A 12932-nucleotide genomic window follows, 5' to 3' on the forward strand; every position below is an offset into this window, starting at 1 on the left:
GACCGGGGCGTGGTTTAAAATTGGGGCCGGCCAAACAACCCCGCCGCGCCGGCCCCGGTTTTCCCGGCGGCCTGGGGACGGGCCCCCCCCCCCGGGGGGGGCCCCCCCGCCCGGGGGGGGGCGCGCCGCACTCCTCCGCACCTTCTAGTCGAAACTGAGAGATTCCGTGTTCGACTTCCTCGATCTCGAACGGTACGACCTGTTCGGGGTGTTCTGGACGACGATCCAGCTGACCTTCTTCTCCGCGGTCGGCTCGCTCATCTGGGGCACCATCCTGGCGGGCATGCGTGTCAGCCCGGTGCCGATCATGCGTGGCTTCGCCACGGCGTACGTGAACCTGCTCCGCAACACTCCCCTGACCCTGATCATCGTCTTCTGCTCGCTCGGCCTCTACCAGACGCTGGGCATCCAGATGTTCGGTGACGGGGACGTCAGCACGATCAACTTCCGGCTGGCGGTCCTCGGCTTCATCGTCTACACCTCGACCTTCGTCTGCGAGGCCATCCGCTCCGGCATCAACACGGTGCCCGTCGGACAGGCCGAGGCCGCCCGCGCCATCGGTCTGCCCTTCACCCAGGTCCTCGGCACGATCGTGCTCCCGCAGGCGTTCCGCGCGGTGATCGCCCCGCTGGCCAACGTCCTCATCGCCCTCACCAAGAACACGACGGTCGCCGCGGCCATCGGCGTGGCCGAGGCGTCGCTCCTGATGAAGGAGATGATCGAGAACGAGGCACAGACGATTCCGATCGCCCTGGTGTTCGCCCTCGGATTCATCATCCTCACTCTGCCGATGGGCCTGTTCCTCGGCTGGGTGGCCAATCGCCTGGCGGTGAAGCGATGACCAACCTGTCCGTCCTGTACGACGCCCCCGGCCCCCGGGCGAAGCGGCGCAACGCGGCTCTCGCCGTCCTGTTCATCGCCGTGCTCCTGCTGGCGCTGTGGGTGGTGGTGAACGCCCTCAACGACAAGAACCAGCTCGACGGCGCGAAGTGGGACCCGTTCGTCACCGACTCGCGGGTGTGGGAGACCTACCTGTGGCCGGGACTCCAGGAGACCCTGAAGGCCGCCTTCCTCTCGCTCGTGATCGCGCTCCCCCTCGGCGCGATCCTGGGCATCGGCCGCCTGTCGGACCACTGGTGGATACGGCGCCCGTGCGACGTCGTGGTGGAGTTCTTCCGTGCCATCCCGGTCCTGCTGCTCATGCTGTTCGCCAACGAGGCGTACTTCCAGTGGTCGGACGTGAGCCGTGAGGACCGGCCGATGTACGCGGTCGTGACCGGCCTGGTGCTGTACAACGCCTCGGTGCTCGCGGAGATCGTCCGCGCCGGTGTGAAGACGCTGCCCACGGGCCAGCACGACGCCGCCCGCGCGATCGGCATGCGCAAGGGGCAGACGATGACCATCGTCCTGCTGCCGCAGGCCGTCACCGCGATGCTCCCGGCGATCGTCAGCCAGCTCGTCGTCATCGTGAAGGACACCACTCTGGGTGGCGTCATGCTGGGCTACAGCGAACTGCTCAGCAACTCCCGCCTGGTCGCGACGAACTACTCCAACACCATCGCGGCCTACGTGGTGGCGGCAGTGCTCTTCATCGCGCTGAACTTCCTGCTCACCTCCTTCGCCTCCTGGCTGGAGAAGAAGGCGAGACGCGGCAAGCGCACCACAGGTGCGGCGGTGACGGCCGCTCCCGGCGGTCTGGACCCGTCGGCGCCCTCGCAGCTGACGGCGACGGTCGCCGGAGGATCAGCTCAATGACGTGCGGGTGAGGGACAGCTCCAGGTTGTCTCCTGATCGACTTGACGCGTGATCACCGACTGGGTTGCACTACGTCCTGTGCTGCCCGTGATCATCGCCGGCGCGGGCCCCACAGGGCTCGCGCTGGCGCATGCCCTGGCCGGGTACGGCGTCCCGTCCGTCGTCCTCGACGGCGCGGAGGCGCCCCCGGCCACGCGCCCGGCCCGCACCTGCGTGCTGGCCGGTGACACCCTCGGGTGGACGGATCTCCCGGGCGTGGCACGGGAGGCCGCGCCGTGGACCGGCTGGCGGACCACCCACCGCGGACGGACGCTGGCCGAGGAGGAGTTCCCCCCGGACGGCACGCCGCGCCACCTCCCCCAGCACGTGCTGGAGACCGCGCTCCGGGCGGCCGTCGCGGAGCGGGAACTCGTCCGGATCGTCCCCGACCACCGGGTGACCGACTACGAGCAGCGCGGAAGCGACGTCGTCGTCCACACCGTGCGCCGGGCGCCGGAGGGCCTGCGGGCCCAGGCGAGGACCCTGCGCGGCAGCCATCTCGTCGGCTGCGACGGCGCCCGTTCCACCGTCCGCAAGCTGATGAACGTGCCCTTCCCGGGGCGCACCGGCGTCGAACGGTACGCGGTGGCCGCACTGCGCGCCGAACTGCCCTGGCCCGGCGAAGCGGGCCTCCACCAGGGCCTCTCCTCGGGCGAGGTGACCGTACGCCCGCTCAGCGGCGGACGCTGGCGGCTGGACTGGCCGCTCCCCGCCGACGGCACGCTCGTCACCCCCGAGACGATCCTCGACCGCGTCCACGGCACGCTCGCCGCCTGGCACGACGGCGAGATCCCGCCATACGAGCTGCTCGACAGCGGCGTCCACCTCTGCCACCAGCGCCTGGCACGCCGGTGGCGCGACGGGCGGGTGTTCCTGGCGGGGGACGCCGCCCATCTCCTCGGCGCGCTCGGCACGCAGCAGGTCGCCGAGGGACTGCGGGACGCCGCGAACCTGGCGTGGAAACTCGCGGTCGCCTGCCACGACGGGTACGCCGAGTCGCTGCTCGACAGCTACGAGGCCGAACGCCGCACCCTCGTGGCGGCCCGGCTGCGGGCCGTGGACCAGGCACTGCCGCTGGTACGCGGCGGCGGGCTCACCGCGCGTCTGACGGGCCGGGGCCGGAACCGGCTGACGCTGCTCTCGGACGCCCATGTCGGCCAGGGGGCCCTGGGCGGTCCACCGGTGCTCGCCGCCTCCCCGATCGCCTGCGAGCCGCTGCGGACGCTGCCGTCCGCCACCCCGCCGGGCGCCCATGCCGCCGACGTGCCGGTGATAGCGCTCGACGGGACGCGTACGCGGCTGCGGGAGCGGCTCGGCGGTCCGCTGCTCCTGGTCCTGACCGCGCCGGGCGCGGGCGTCTGGGACGCCAAGCACTGGCTGCGGGCCGGCCTCATGCCGGATCTGGCGGCGGCCGCCAGGTCCCTGCCCCTCCCGGCCGAACTGCTGGTCGCCGAGAACTACCCGGGCACGGGCCCGCACACCCTGCTGCTGGTCCGCCCGGACGGCCACCTCGCCGCCGCCGTACCCGCAGGGGACCACGAGTCCCTGACCATGTGCGCACGCACGCTGCGCGGCACCACGGCACCGGAGGTCTCCGCCTCGTCCGGGGGCCCCGAGAACGGGCACTCCCCGCGCCACACCTGAACCCGCCCGGACAGGCAGATCGCCTTCGTAGGCGTGGCGGCACCGACGGCGTACCTGGGGCCATCCCCGGAGGTACATCCGGCCGCCCGCGGCCTTCCGGTGCGTACGCCCGCGAGGCGCGGGTGCGCGGCTCGTACCGGGAACCCCGGCGGCCAAGCCGGGGAGGGAGCCGCGAGCAGGGCAGCCTCCTCGCAGAAGACCTCGGCACCTTCCTGGTCGGCGCGCCGCCCGGACAGCCGCACGACCGGTCCCCTGCCGCGTACACGCCTCGGCCAGCCGCACGCCTCGCCGGACCCAGCACCGGGAGACCCGGTTCGCGTCGGGCAGGTGACGGGGCCAGCATCACGGCCGGCATCACAGCAGCCGACCGGTCCCGCGCCGGGTCAGACGTCGTCGGCGAAATACCGCTCGACCGCTTCGCCGTCCTCGCCCTCCTCTTCCAGGGCCCGCCTGACCACGCGGAGGGCGAGGCCCTGGGAGTAGCCCTTGCGGGCCAGCATCCCGACGAGCCGCCGCATGCGCTTCTCCCGGTCGAGTCCGCGCGTGGCACGCAGCTTCCGGTCGACCAGCGCCCGCGCGGTCGCTTCCTCCCGCTCGCTGTCCAGTTGTCCCACGGCCTCCTCGACGACGGCCGGTGCCACCCCCTTGCCCCGCAGCTCCTGGGCCAGGGCCCTGCGGGCGAGACCGCGCCCGTGGTGCCGCGACTCGACCCACGCGTCCGCGAACGCGGCGTCGTCGATGAGCCCGACCTCCTCCAGGCGGTCGAGCACCACGGCGACGGCGTCCTCCGGCACGTCCTTCGCCCGCAGCGCCTCGGCCAGCTGCCGCCGGGTGCGCGGCGAACCGGTCAGCAGCCGCAGGCAGATGGCCCGCGCCCGCTCCACCGGGTCACGCGGGGCCGGGTCCCGCGCCCCCTCCCGGCCCCCGCTCCGGTCCCGGCGGGCGGCCGGGGCCGCGCCCCGGGACCCCGCCGTACCGGAAGCGGGGGACGGAGGGGAACCACCGTCGTGCGCCGCGTACTCCGGCCATTCACTGCGCCGGGTCATGGATCAGCTCTTGGCCGCCGCTGCCGCCACGGGCTTGGCCGCCCGGGACGCCTTGGCCGCCGGAGCGACCGCGGGCGCGGTGGCCGGTGCGGGAACGGCCGGTGCGTCCGCCGCCGCGTCCTTGCCCGGCTCCTCCCCGGCCTCCTCGGCCTTCGGTCCGATACCGAGCTTCGTCTTGATCTTCTTCTCGATCTCGTCGGCGAGAGCCGGGTTGTCCCGCAGGAAGTTGCGGGCGTTCTCCTTGCCCTGGCCGAGCTGGTCGCCCTCGTAGGTGTACCAGGCACCGGACTTGCGGATGAAGCCGTGCTCGACGCCCATGTCGATCAGCCCGCCCTCACGGCTGATGCCGACGCCGTAGAGGATGTCGAACTCGGCCTGCTTGAAGGGCGGGGCCACCTTGTTCTTCACGACCTTGACGCGCGTGCGGTTGCCGACCGCGTCGGTGCCGTCCTTCAGCGTCTCGATACGGCGGATGTCCAGCCGCACCGAGGCGTAGAACTTCAGCGCGCGGCCACCCGTCGTCGTCTCGGGCGAGCCGAACATGACGCCGACCTTCTCGCGGAGCTGGTTGATGAAGATCGCCGTGGTCTTGGACTGGTTGAGCGCGCCGGTGATCTTCCGCAGCGCCTGGCTCATGAGCCGGGCCTGGAGGCCGACGTGGGAGTCGCCCATCTCGCCCTCGATCTCCGCGCGCGGCACCAGGGCCGCGACCGAGTCGATGACGATCAGGTCGAGGGCGCCCGACCTGATGAGCATGTCCGTGATCTCCAGGGCCTGCTCGCCGTTGTCCGGCTGGGAGAGGATCAGCTGGTCCACGTCCACGCCGAGCCGCTTGGCGTACTCGGGGTCGAGCGCGTGCTCCGCGTCGACGAAGGCGACCGTGCCCCCCGCCCGCTGGGCGTTGGCCACCGCGTGGAGGGTGAGGGTCGTCTTGCCGGAGGACTCGGGGCCGAAGACCTCGACCACCCGGCCGCGCGGCAGCCCGCCGACCCCCAGGGCCACGTCGAGGGCCGTGGAACCGGTGGGGATGATCTCGATCGGCTCGTTCGGCCGCTCCCCCAGACGCATCACCGCGCCCTTGCCGAATTGTCGTTCAATCTGTGCGAGAGCGGCGTCGAGCGCCTTCTCGCGGTCCGTACCTGCCATGGGTGCCACCCGGTCCGTCTGATTCGATCGCTTCACATCCACGGACGCTAGCGCCTGGCACTGACAACCGGCGTACTGACGCCGCCAGGCACCGTCCCGCACCCCCCATGAGAATGGCTGTTCGATTTTCGTGTCAAGCGAGCGCCCCAGCCTGTGGATAACCAGGAAAAGCGCAGGTCAGACGCCCTATCGAAGGCGCTGAGGCACGTCCATGGCCGTACAGACGACCCGCCATACATCCTTGGCGTCCCACCCGGCGTCGAGTGCCTCACACACGGTCCGGCCACCCAGTCCGGACATCACGTGGTCCCGGGCGAAGGAGTCCGCGTACGCCGCCCCGAAGTGTTCCGTCATCCGCTGCCAGAAGTCCGTCAACCGCATGGGCCAAGTATCGCGCCCCCTATCCGCCCAGCGCCCGCGCACCCGCGGTGACGGCGACCGCCACGGCCACCACCAGCAGGAACGGCGCCCGCAGCAGCAGCGCGACAGCAGCCGCACCCACCCCGGCCGCCCGCGCGTCCAGGGTCAGGCCCCCCGCGCCGTCGTCCACCGTCTGGAGGGCGGTGAGCGCCGCGAGCAGCGCGACCGGCAGCAGGGCGGCCAGCCGCCGGACACCGGGCCGTTCCAGCGCCCCGGCGGGCACCGACAGGCCGAGGAGCTTCACCAGGTAGCAGCCGACCGCCGTCACCGCGATCGCCGTCCAGACCGCCATCACACCGCCTCCGTTCCCGCGTCCGCGCGCGTGTCCACTCCGGTTCCCGCCGTCGCGCCGCTCCCCCCGCGGCGGCCGGTCGCCAGCAGCGCCAGCGGCGCGGCCAGCCCGGCGACCAGGACCGGCACCCCCGCCGGGAGCAGCGGGAGCCCGGCCAGGGCGAGGAGGACGGCGCCGGCCGCCGCGGCCCGTTCGGTCGTGCCGCGCAGCATGGGGGCCAGCAGGGCGAGGAAGACTGCGGGCCCGGCCGCGTCCAGGCCCCAGGCCGCCGGGTCGCCGAGCGCACCGGCGCCGAGCGCGCCCGCCAGGGTGGTCAGGTTCCAGCACAGGTAGAGCGTCACGCCGGTGACCGCGAAGCCGGTCCTGGCGGACGCGCGGTCCCGCTGGGCGAAGGCGACGGCCGACGTCTCGTCGATCACCCAGTGCGCGGCCAGGGGGCGGAGCCATCGCGGCAGCCGCAGCAGCGCCGAGAGCCGCAGGCCGTAGAAGCAGTTGCGCAGGCCGAGGAAGAGCGCGCCGGCCGCCGCCGTGGGCGCCGAGCCGCCCGCCGCGAGCGCGCTGACCAGGGCGAACTGGGAGGCGCCGGTGAAGGCGAACAGGCTGAGCGCGCACGCCTGGGGGACGCTGAGACCGCTGGAGACGGCTGTCACGCCGAAGGCGAACCCGGACAGTCCCACGGCGAATCCCACGCCTGCCGCGTCGCGCGCCACCGACTTCGCCGCACGGCCCGGCGGGGGGCGCTCCTGTCCGTTCGCCACCGAGTTCTCGATCATGCGCGTACGTTAACGACCGGTCCGGCGCCCGGTCTTGTACGTTCTTGCACCGCCCCGGTACGCCGCCGCCTCAGGCCGTCCGGCCCGCGCCGCGCCGTTCCCGCTGGTACGCGCCCGGGGCGACCCCGACCGCGCGCACGAAGTGCCGGTGCAGGTGCGACTGGTCGGTGAAGCCGACGCGCGCCGCCGCGTCGGCGGGCCGTACACCGGCGTCGAGCAGCGCCCTGGCCCGCCTGACCCGCGCGTCGGTGAGCCAGGCGTGCGGCGGCAGGCCGTACCGCTCGCGGAAGGCGCGGAGCAGCCCGAACGGGCGGGCGCCGAGGCTGTCCGCGAGCCCGGCCAGCGAGGGCGGGTCGGTGAGCCGGGCCTCCAGCAGGTCGCGGGCGCGCTCGGCCACCCGCGCGCCGGGCCCCGGCACCGTGCGCCGGGGCAGCGCGCCGCCCGCCCGCAGCAGCAGCCGGGCCACGACCGCGCGCGTCAGGCTGTCGGCCGCCAGCGCGTTCCTCTCGTCCGCCGCCCGGAGCACCCCCGCGACCAGCCGCACCGCCCCCGGGTCGTCCAGCACGGCCGTCGTGAACCCCGTCCTGCCGTGCACGCCCCACAGGTCGGCCCCGATCCCGGCGACCAGGTCGGCCGCCGGGTACAGGACGCTGTACCGCCACCCCTCCGGCACCGCCGCGTGCCCGGTGTGCGGCGTGTCCGGGTTGACGAGGGCGAGCGCGCCGGCCCCGGCGCGCTCCAGGCTGCCGTCGCAGTGGAACGCCTCGGCCCCGGAGGTGATGGCGGCGATGACGAACGTCTCGTGCGTGTGCCGGGAGAAGTTGTGCCGCACGTAGGCCGCCCGCAGCAGGTCGACGTCGGGCAGTCCCGCGAAGCGCCAGTGGCGGGCCTGTTCGGCGGAGGTCATGGCTCCCATTGTGCGAGCACCGCGCGGGCCACGGGCCGGGCGCGGGCTCGCGCGCGACCGGCGGTGCGGCCGTGACGCCGCCGGTGATGTCAGTGGGTGGGTGCACGATGGGCACATGCACACCTCGGCGACCCCGGACCCGGAATCGGCGCTGTCGGGCTTCTCCGCCCCGACCAGGGCCTGGTTCACGCGCGCCTTCCGCGCGCCCACGGCCGCCCAGGAGGGCGCCTGGCGGGCCATCGCCGAGGAGTCCGACGCCCTCGTCGTCGCGCCCACCGGGTCGGGCAAGACGCTGGCCGCCTTCCTGGCCTCGCTCGACCGGCTCGCCACCGTCCCGCCGCCCGCCGAGCCGCACAAGCGCTGCCGCGTCCTGTACATCTCGCCCCTCAAGGCGCTGGCCGTCGACGTGGAGCGGAACCTCCGCAGCCCGCTGACCGGCATCCGGCAGGAGGCCGTCCGGCTCGGGCTGCCCGAGCCGGACATCCGCGTCGGCACCAGGACGGGCGACACCCCGGCGACCGACCGCCGCGCCCTCGTCAGGAGGCCGCCGGACATCCTGATCACCACGCCCGAGTCCCTGTTCCTGATGCTGACCTCGGCCGCCAGGGAGGCCCTCGCGGGCGTGGAGACGGTGGTGCTCGACGAGGTGCACGCCGTCGCGGGCACCAAGCGGGGCGCCCACCTCGCGCTGTCGCTGGAACGGCTCGACCTCCTGCTGCCCCGCCCCGCGCGGCGCATCGGGCTGTCCGCCACCGTGCGCCCCGTGGACGAGGTGGCCAGGTTCCTGTCGCCGCGCCGCAAGGCCAGGATCGTCCAGCCGCCCTCGGGCAAGGTCTTCGACCTGTCCGTCGTCGTGCCCGTCCCCGACATGGGCGAGCTGGGCGGCTCGCCGGTGCCGGACGCGCCTGGCTCGGGCGAGCAGCCCTCGATCTGGCCCTCGGTCGAGGAACGCGTCGTGGACCTGGTGCAGGCCCACCGCTCGACCATCGTCTTCGCCAACTCCCGCCGCCTCGCCGAGCGGCTGTGCAACCGGATGAACGAGATCGCCGTCCAGCGCGCCACCGGCGAATCCCTGCCCGAGGAGCACTCCCCCGCCGAGCTGATGGGCGGGTCGGGCGCGGCCAGGGGCGCGCCCCCCGTCCTCGCGCGGGCGCACCACGGGTCGGTCTCCAAGGAGCAGCGCGCCCTCATCGAGGAGGACCTCAAGGCGGGCCGCCTGCCCGCCGTCGTCGCCACCTCCAGCCTGGAGCTGGGCATCGACATGGGCGCCGTCGACCTCGTCGTGCAGGTCGAGTCCCCGCCGTCGGTGGCCTCCGGGCTCCAGCGGGTGGGCCGCGCGGGACACCAGGTCGGCGCCGTCTCGTCCGGCGTGGTCTTCCCCAAGTACCGGGGCGACCTCGTGCAGTCGGCGGTCGTCACCGAGCGGATGCGCGGCGGGGAGATCGAGCGGCTGCGCGTCCCCGCCAATCCGCTGGACGTGCTGGCCCAGCAGATCGTCGCGATGACGGCGATGGACAGCTGGGACGTGGACGAGCTGCTGACCGCCGTGCGCGGCGCCGCCCCCTTCGCGGCGCTCCCTGAGTCGGCCTTCCACGCCGTCCTCGACATGCTCGCCGGGCGCTACCCGTCCGACGCCTTCGCCGAACTGCGGCCCCGCCTGGTGTGGGACCGCGTGGCCCACACCGTCACCGGCAGGCCGGGCGCGCAGCGGCTGGCCGTCACCTCGGGCGGCACCATCCCGGACCGCGGCCTGTTCGGGGTGTTCCTCGCGGGCGCGGACCCGCGCCGCGGCGGCGGCCGGGTGGGCGAGCTGGACGAGGAGATGGTCTACGAGTCCCGGGTCGGCGACGTCTTCACACTGGGCACGACGTCCTGGCGCATCGAGGACATCACGCGCGACCGCGTGCTCGTCTCGCCCGCCCCCGGAGTGCCGGGACGGCTGCCCTTCTGGAAGGGCGACCAGCTCGGGCGCCCGCTGGAACTCGGGCGTGCCCTCGGCGCGTTCGTCCGCGAGGTCGGCGCCCTCCCGGCGGAGGCCGCGCGCGAACGGCTCGGCATGGCCGGCCTGGACACCTGGGCGGTGGACAACGTCCTCGCCTACCTCGACGAGCAGCGCCGCGCGTGCGGGCACCTGCCCGACGACCGCACCGTCGTCGTCGAGCGCTTCCGCGACGAACTGGGCGACTGGCGCGTCGTGATCCACTCCCCGTTCGGCGCGCAGGTGCACGCCCCCTGGGCCCTCGCCCTCGGCGCCAGGATCACCGAGCGCTTCGGCTTCGACGCCCAGGTGGCCCACGCGGACGACGGGATCGTCCTGCGGCTCCCCGACATGGACGTGCTCGCCCTCGACGCGGGCGGCGTCGAGGGCATGAACGGCACGGACGGCATGGGCGGCACGGACGGCGGCGCCGTCCCCGGGCCGCGCGACGCCGCGTACGACGACGGCCAGGCGCCGGTGGGCACCGCCGACGTGCTCTTCGACCGGGGCGACGTCGAGCAGATCGTCACCGAACAGGTCGGCGGCTCGGCCCTGTTCGCCGCCCGTTTCCGCGAGTGCGCGGCGCGCGCCCTGCTGCTGCCGCGCCGCAGCCCCGGCAAGCGCAGCCCGCTGTGGCAGCAGCGCCAGCGCGCGGCCCAGCTGCTGTCCGTCGCCAGCGAGTTCGGCTCGTTCCCCATCGTGCTGGAGGCCGTCCGCGAGTGCCTCCAGGACGTGTTCGACGTCCCCGGGCTCGTCCAGCTGATGGGCGACGTCGAGGCCCGCAGGGTCCGGGTGGTGGAGGTGACGACCCAGGAGCCGTCACCATTCGCCCGCTCCCTGCTCTTCGGCTACGTCGCGCAGTACCTGTACGAGGGCGACTCGCCGCTGGCCGAGCGGCGCGCCGCCGCCCTGTCCCTCGACTCCCGGCTGCTGGCCGAGCTGCTCGGCCAGGCGGAACTGCGCGAGCTGCTCGACCCGCAGGTCCTCGCTGAGCTGGAGCGCGAGCTGGCCTGGCTGACGGACGAGCGGCGCGTCCGCGACGCCGAGGGCGTCGCCGACCTCCTGCGCGTCCTCGGCCCGCTGACCGACGGCGAGCTGGCCGAGCGCGGCGCCGACACCGTCTGGGCAGCCGAACTGGCCGCCGCGCGGCGCGCGATCCGCGTGCGGATCGCCGGTGCCGAGCACTGGGCGGCCATCGAGGACGCGGGACGGCTGCGCGACGCCCTGGGGACCGCCCTCCCCGTCGGGGTGCCCGAGGCGTTCACCGAGCCGGTGCAGGACCCGCTCGGCGACCTGCTCGCCCGGTACGCCCGCACGCACGGGCCCTTCACGTCGGCGTCGGCCGCCGAGCGGTTCGGCCTCGGGACGGCGGTCGTGGACGGCGCGCTGCGGCGGCTGGGCGCCGACGGGCGTTTGGTGCAGGGCGAGTTCCGCCCGGACGGCGCCGGACACGAGTGGTGCGACCCGGCCGTCCTGCGCAGGCTGAAGCGGCGTTCGCTGGCCGCGCTGCGGCAGGAGGTGGAGCCGGTGCCGCCCGCCGCCCTGGCCGCGTTCCTGCCCCAGTGGCAGAACGTCACGGCCCCCGGCGGCCGCGGCGGACTGCGCGGCATCGACGGACTCCTGCGCGCCGTCGAGCAGTTGCAGGGCGCCCCGGTGCCCGCGTCCGCGCTCGAACGGCTCGTGCTGCCCTCCCGCGTCTCCGGCTACGCCCCGGCCATGCTGGACGAACTGACCGCCTCGGGCGAGGTCGTGTGGGCGGGCGCGGGCGCGCTGCCGGGCAAGGACGGCTGGATCGCTCTCCATCCGGCCGACAGCGCCCCCCTGTTGCTGCCCCCGCCGCGCCCACTGGAGCTGACGCCCCTGCACACGGCGGTCCTCGACGCGCTCTCCGGCGGCTACGGGCTGTTCTTCCGCCAGATCGCCGAACGGGTCGGCTCCCCCGGCGAGCCCGTGTCCGACACGGCGCTCGCCGACGCCGTCTGGGACCTCGCCTGGTCGGGGCGGCTGACGAACGACACCCTCGGCCCCCTGCGCGCCCTCCTCGGCTCGGGCCGCACGGCGGGCGCCACGGCGCACCGGGCACGCCGCGCCACCCCGCGCGGGCGGTACGGCTCGTTCGCCGTCGGCACCGGCGGCGCCCGGCGCCCCACGGCGGGGCGTACGGGCCCGCCCACGGTCGGCGGACGCTGGTCCCTGCTGCCCGAGCGCGAGCCGGAGACGACCCTGCGCGCGCACGCCCTGGCCCGTACGCTCCTCGACCGGCACGGGGTGGTCACCCGGGGCGCGGTGGCGGCGGAGGGCGTGCAGGGCGGCTTCTCGGCGGCCTACCGGGTCCTCAGCGCCTTCGAGGACAGCGGCCAGGCGAGGCGCGGCTATGTCGTGGAGGGGCTGGGAGCGGCCCAGTTCGCGATGGACGGGGCCGTGGACCGGCTGCGCGCCATCGGGACGGCCACGGAGCGCGCACGCCCGGACACGGCGGCGCAGGCGGTCCTGCTGGCCGCCGCCGATCCGGCGAACGCGTACGGGGCGGCGCTGCCGTGGCCGGAGGCGCCGCAGGGCGCGGGGCACAAGCCGGGACGCAAGGCGGGCGCGCTGGTGGTGCTGGTGGGGGGAGAGCTGGTGCTCTACGTGGAGCGCGGCGGCAGGACACTGCTCGCGTGGGCGCAGGGCGACGGCCAGGAGGCGCACGAGGAGATCTGGCGCACGGCGGCCGGGGAGCTGGTCCGGGCAGCCTCAGCAGGCGCTCTGGGCACGCTCACGGTGGAGCGGGTCAACGGCTCTCCGGTCCTCGGCGACCCGTTCTGGGTCCGGCTGCTGGAGGCCGCGGGATTCCACGCCACGCCTCGCGGGCTCCGCCTCCGGGGCTGACGCGCCGGGGGGCCGGGCCGCGGGGGCGCGCGCCTCTCGGAGGCGCGGGCGGGAGGGGTCGGAA

10 protein-coding genes are annotated in these 12932 nt (G+C 74.6%); 4 read left to right on the forward strand and 6 right to left on the reverse strand.

Annotated features, from left to right (window positions below):
• The first annotated feature begins 166 nt into the window (after positions 1-166).
• The 3 genes from ACIBPC_RS17815 (at position 167) to ACIBPC_RS17825 (ending at position 3438) form a co-directional block, all read left to right on the forward strand.
• Positions 167-841 carry an amino acid ABC transporter permease gene (locus ACIBPC_RS17815; RefSeq protein ID WP_398845557.1) on the forward strand — a complete coding sequence of 225 codons (675 nt, stop codon included), beginning with the start codon at positions 167-169 and terminating at the stop codon, positions 839-841.
• Entirely contained in the window at positions 838-1755 is a 918-nt protein-coding gene (locus tag ACIBPC_RS17820; protein ID WP_398845560.1) for an amino acid ABC transporter permease, read from the forward strand. The genes ACIBPC_RS17815 and ACIBPC_RS17820 overlap by 4 nt, the downstream gene beginning before the upstream one ends.
• Positions 1756-1833: 78 nt before the next feature.
• On the forward strand, positions 1834-3438 hold the full coding sequence (locus ACIBPC_RS17825) for an FAD-dependent monooxygenase (protein ID WP_398845562.1): 1605 nt from the start codon (positions 1834-1836) through the stop codon (positions 3436-3438).
• Positions 3439-3821: 383 nt separating this feature from the next.
• Here the strand turns inward: ACIBPC_RS17825 and recX are convergent, their stop codons facing one another.
• The 6 genes from recX to ACIBPC_RS17855 form a co-directional block, all read right to left on the reverse strand.
• A complete protein-coding gene (recX, locus tag ACIBPC_RS17830; RefSeq protein WP_398845564.1) occupies positions 3822-4484 on the reverse strand; it encodes a recombination regulator RecX in 663 nt (220 codons plus the stop codon).
• A 3-nt stretch (positions 4485-4487) separates the two neighbouring features.
• A complete protein-coding gene (gene recA / locus ACIBPC_RS17835; protein WP_362968386.1) occupies positions 4488-5630 on the reverse strand; it encodes a recombinase RecA in 1143 nt (380 codons plus the stop codon).
• A gap of 186 nt (positions 5631-5816) precedes the next feature.
• Positions 5817-6011 carry a DUF3046 domain-containing protein gene (locus tag ACIBPC_RS17840; protein ID WP_362968385.1) on the reverse strand — a complete coding sequence of 65 codons (195 nt, stop codon included), beginning with the start codon at positions 6009-6011 and terminating at the stop codon, positions 5817-5819.
• 19 nt (positions 6012-6030) lie between these two features.
• On the reverse strand, positions 6031-6342 hold the full coding sequence (locus tag ACIBPC_RS17845; protein WP_398845567.1) for an AzlD domain-containing protein: 312 nt from the start codon (positions 6340-6342) through the stop codon (positions 6031-6033).
• Positions 6342-7115: an AzlC family ABC transporter permease gene (locus tag ACIBPC_RS17850; RefSeq protein WP_398845570.1), complete on the reverse strand. Its 774-nt coding sequence runs from the start codon at positions 7113-7115 to the stop codon at positions 6342-6344. The genes ACIBPC_RS17845 and ACIBPC_RS17850 overlap by 1 nt, the downstream gene beginning before the upstream one ends.
• 70 nt (positions 7116-7185) lie before the next feature.
• Positions 7186-8022: an AraC family transcriptional regulator gene (locus tag ACIBPC_RS17855; RefSeq protein ID WP_362968382.1), complete on the reverse strand. Its 837-nt coding sequence runs from the start codon at positions 8020-8022 to the stop codon at positions 7186-7188.
• Between the two features lie 115 nt (positions 8023-8137).
• Between ACIBPC_RS17855 and ACIBPC_RS17860 the strand changes: the two genes are divergently transcribed.
• A complete protein-coding gene (locus ACIBPC_RS17860) occupies positions 8138-12868 on the forward strand; it encodes a DEAD/DEAH box helicase (RefSeq protein WP_398845574.1) in 4731 nt (1576 codons plus the stop codon).
• Positions 12869-12932 lie beyond the last annotated feature (64 nt).

The sequence above is a fragment of the Streptomyces sp. NPDC049879 genome (assembly GCF_044461265.1).
In the GTDB taxonomy this organism is placed as follows: domain Bacteria; phylum Actinomycetota; class Actinomycetes; order Streptomycetales; family Streptomycetaceae; genus Streptomyces.

Bases quoted from the DNA above. Each gene is read 5' to 3' on its own strand.
- recX (WP_398845564.1), bottom strand. From the start codon at position 4,484: ATGACCCGGCGCAGTGAATGGCCGGAGTACGCGGCGCACGACGGTGGT.
- ACIBPC_RS17845 (WP_398845567.1), bottom strand. From the start codon at position 6,342: ATGGCGGTCTGGACGGCGATCGCGGTGACGGCGGTCGGCTGCTACCTG.
- ACIBPC_RS17820 (WP_398845560.1), top strand. From the start codon at position 838: ATGACCAACCTGTCCGTCCTGTACGACGCCCCCGGCCCCCGGGCGAAG.
- ACIBPC_RS17850 (WP_398845570.1), bottom strand. From the start codon at position 7,115: ATGATCGAGAACTCGGTGGCGAACGGACAGGAGCGCCCCCCGCCGGGC.
- ACIBPC_RS17855 (WP_362968382.1), bottom strand. From the start codon at position 8,022: ATGACCTCCGCCGAACAGGCCCGCCACTGGCGCTTCGCGGGACTGCCC.
- ACIBPC_RS17860 (WP_398845574.1), top strand. From the start codon at position 8,138: ATGCACACCTCGGCGACCCCGGACCCGGAATCGGCGCTGTCGGGCTTC.
- recA (WP_362968386.1), bottom strand. From the start codon at position 5,630: ATGGCAGGTACGGACCGCGAGAAGGCGCTCGACGCCGCTCTCGCACAG.
- ACIBPC_RS17840 (WP_362968385.1), bottom strand. From the start codon at position 6,011: ATGCGGTTGACGGACTTCTGGCAGCGGATGACGGAACACTTCGGGGCG.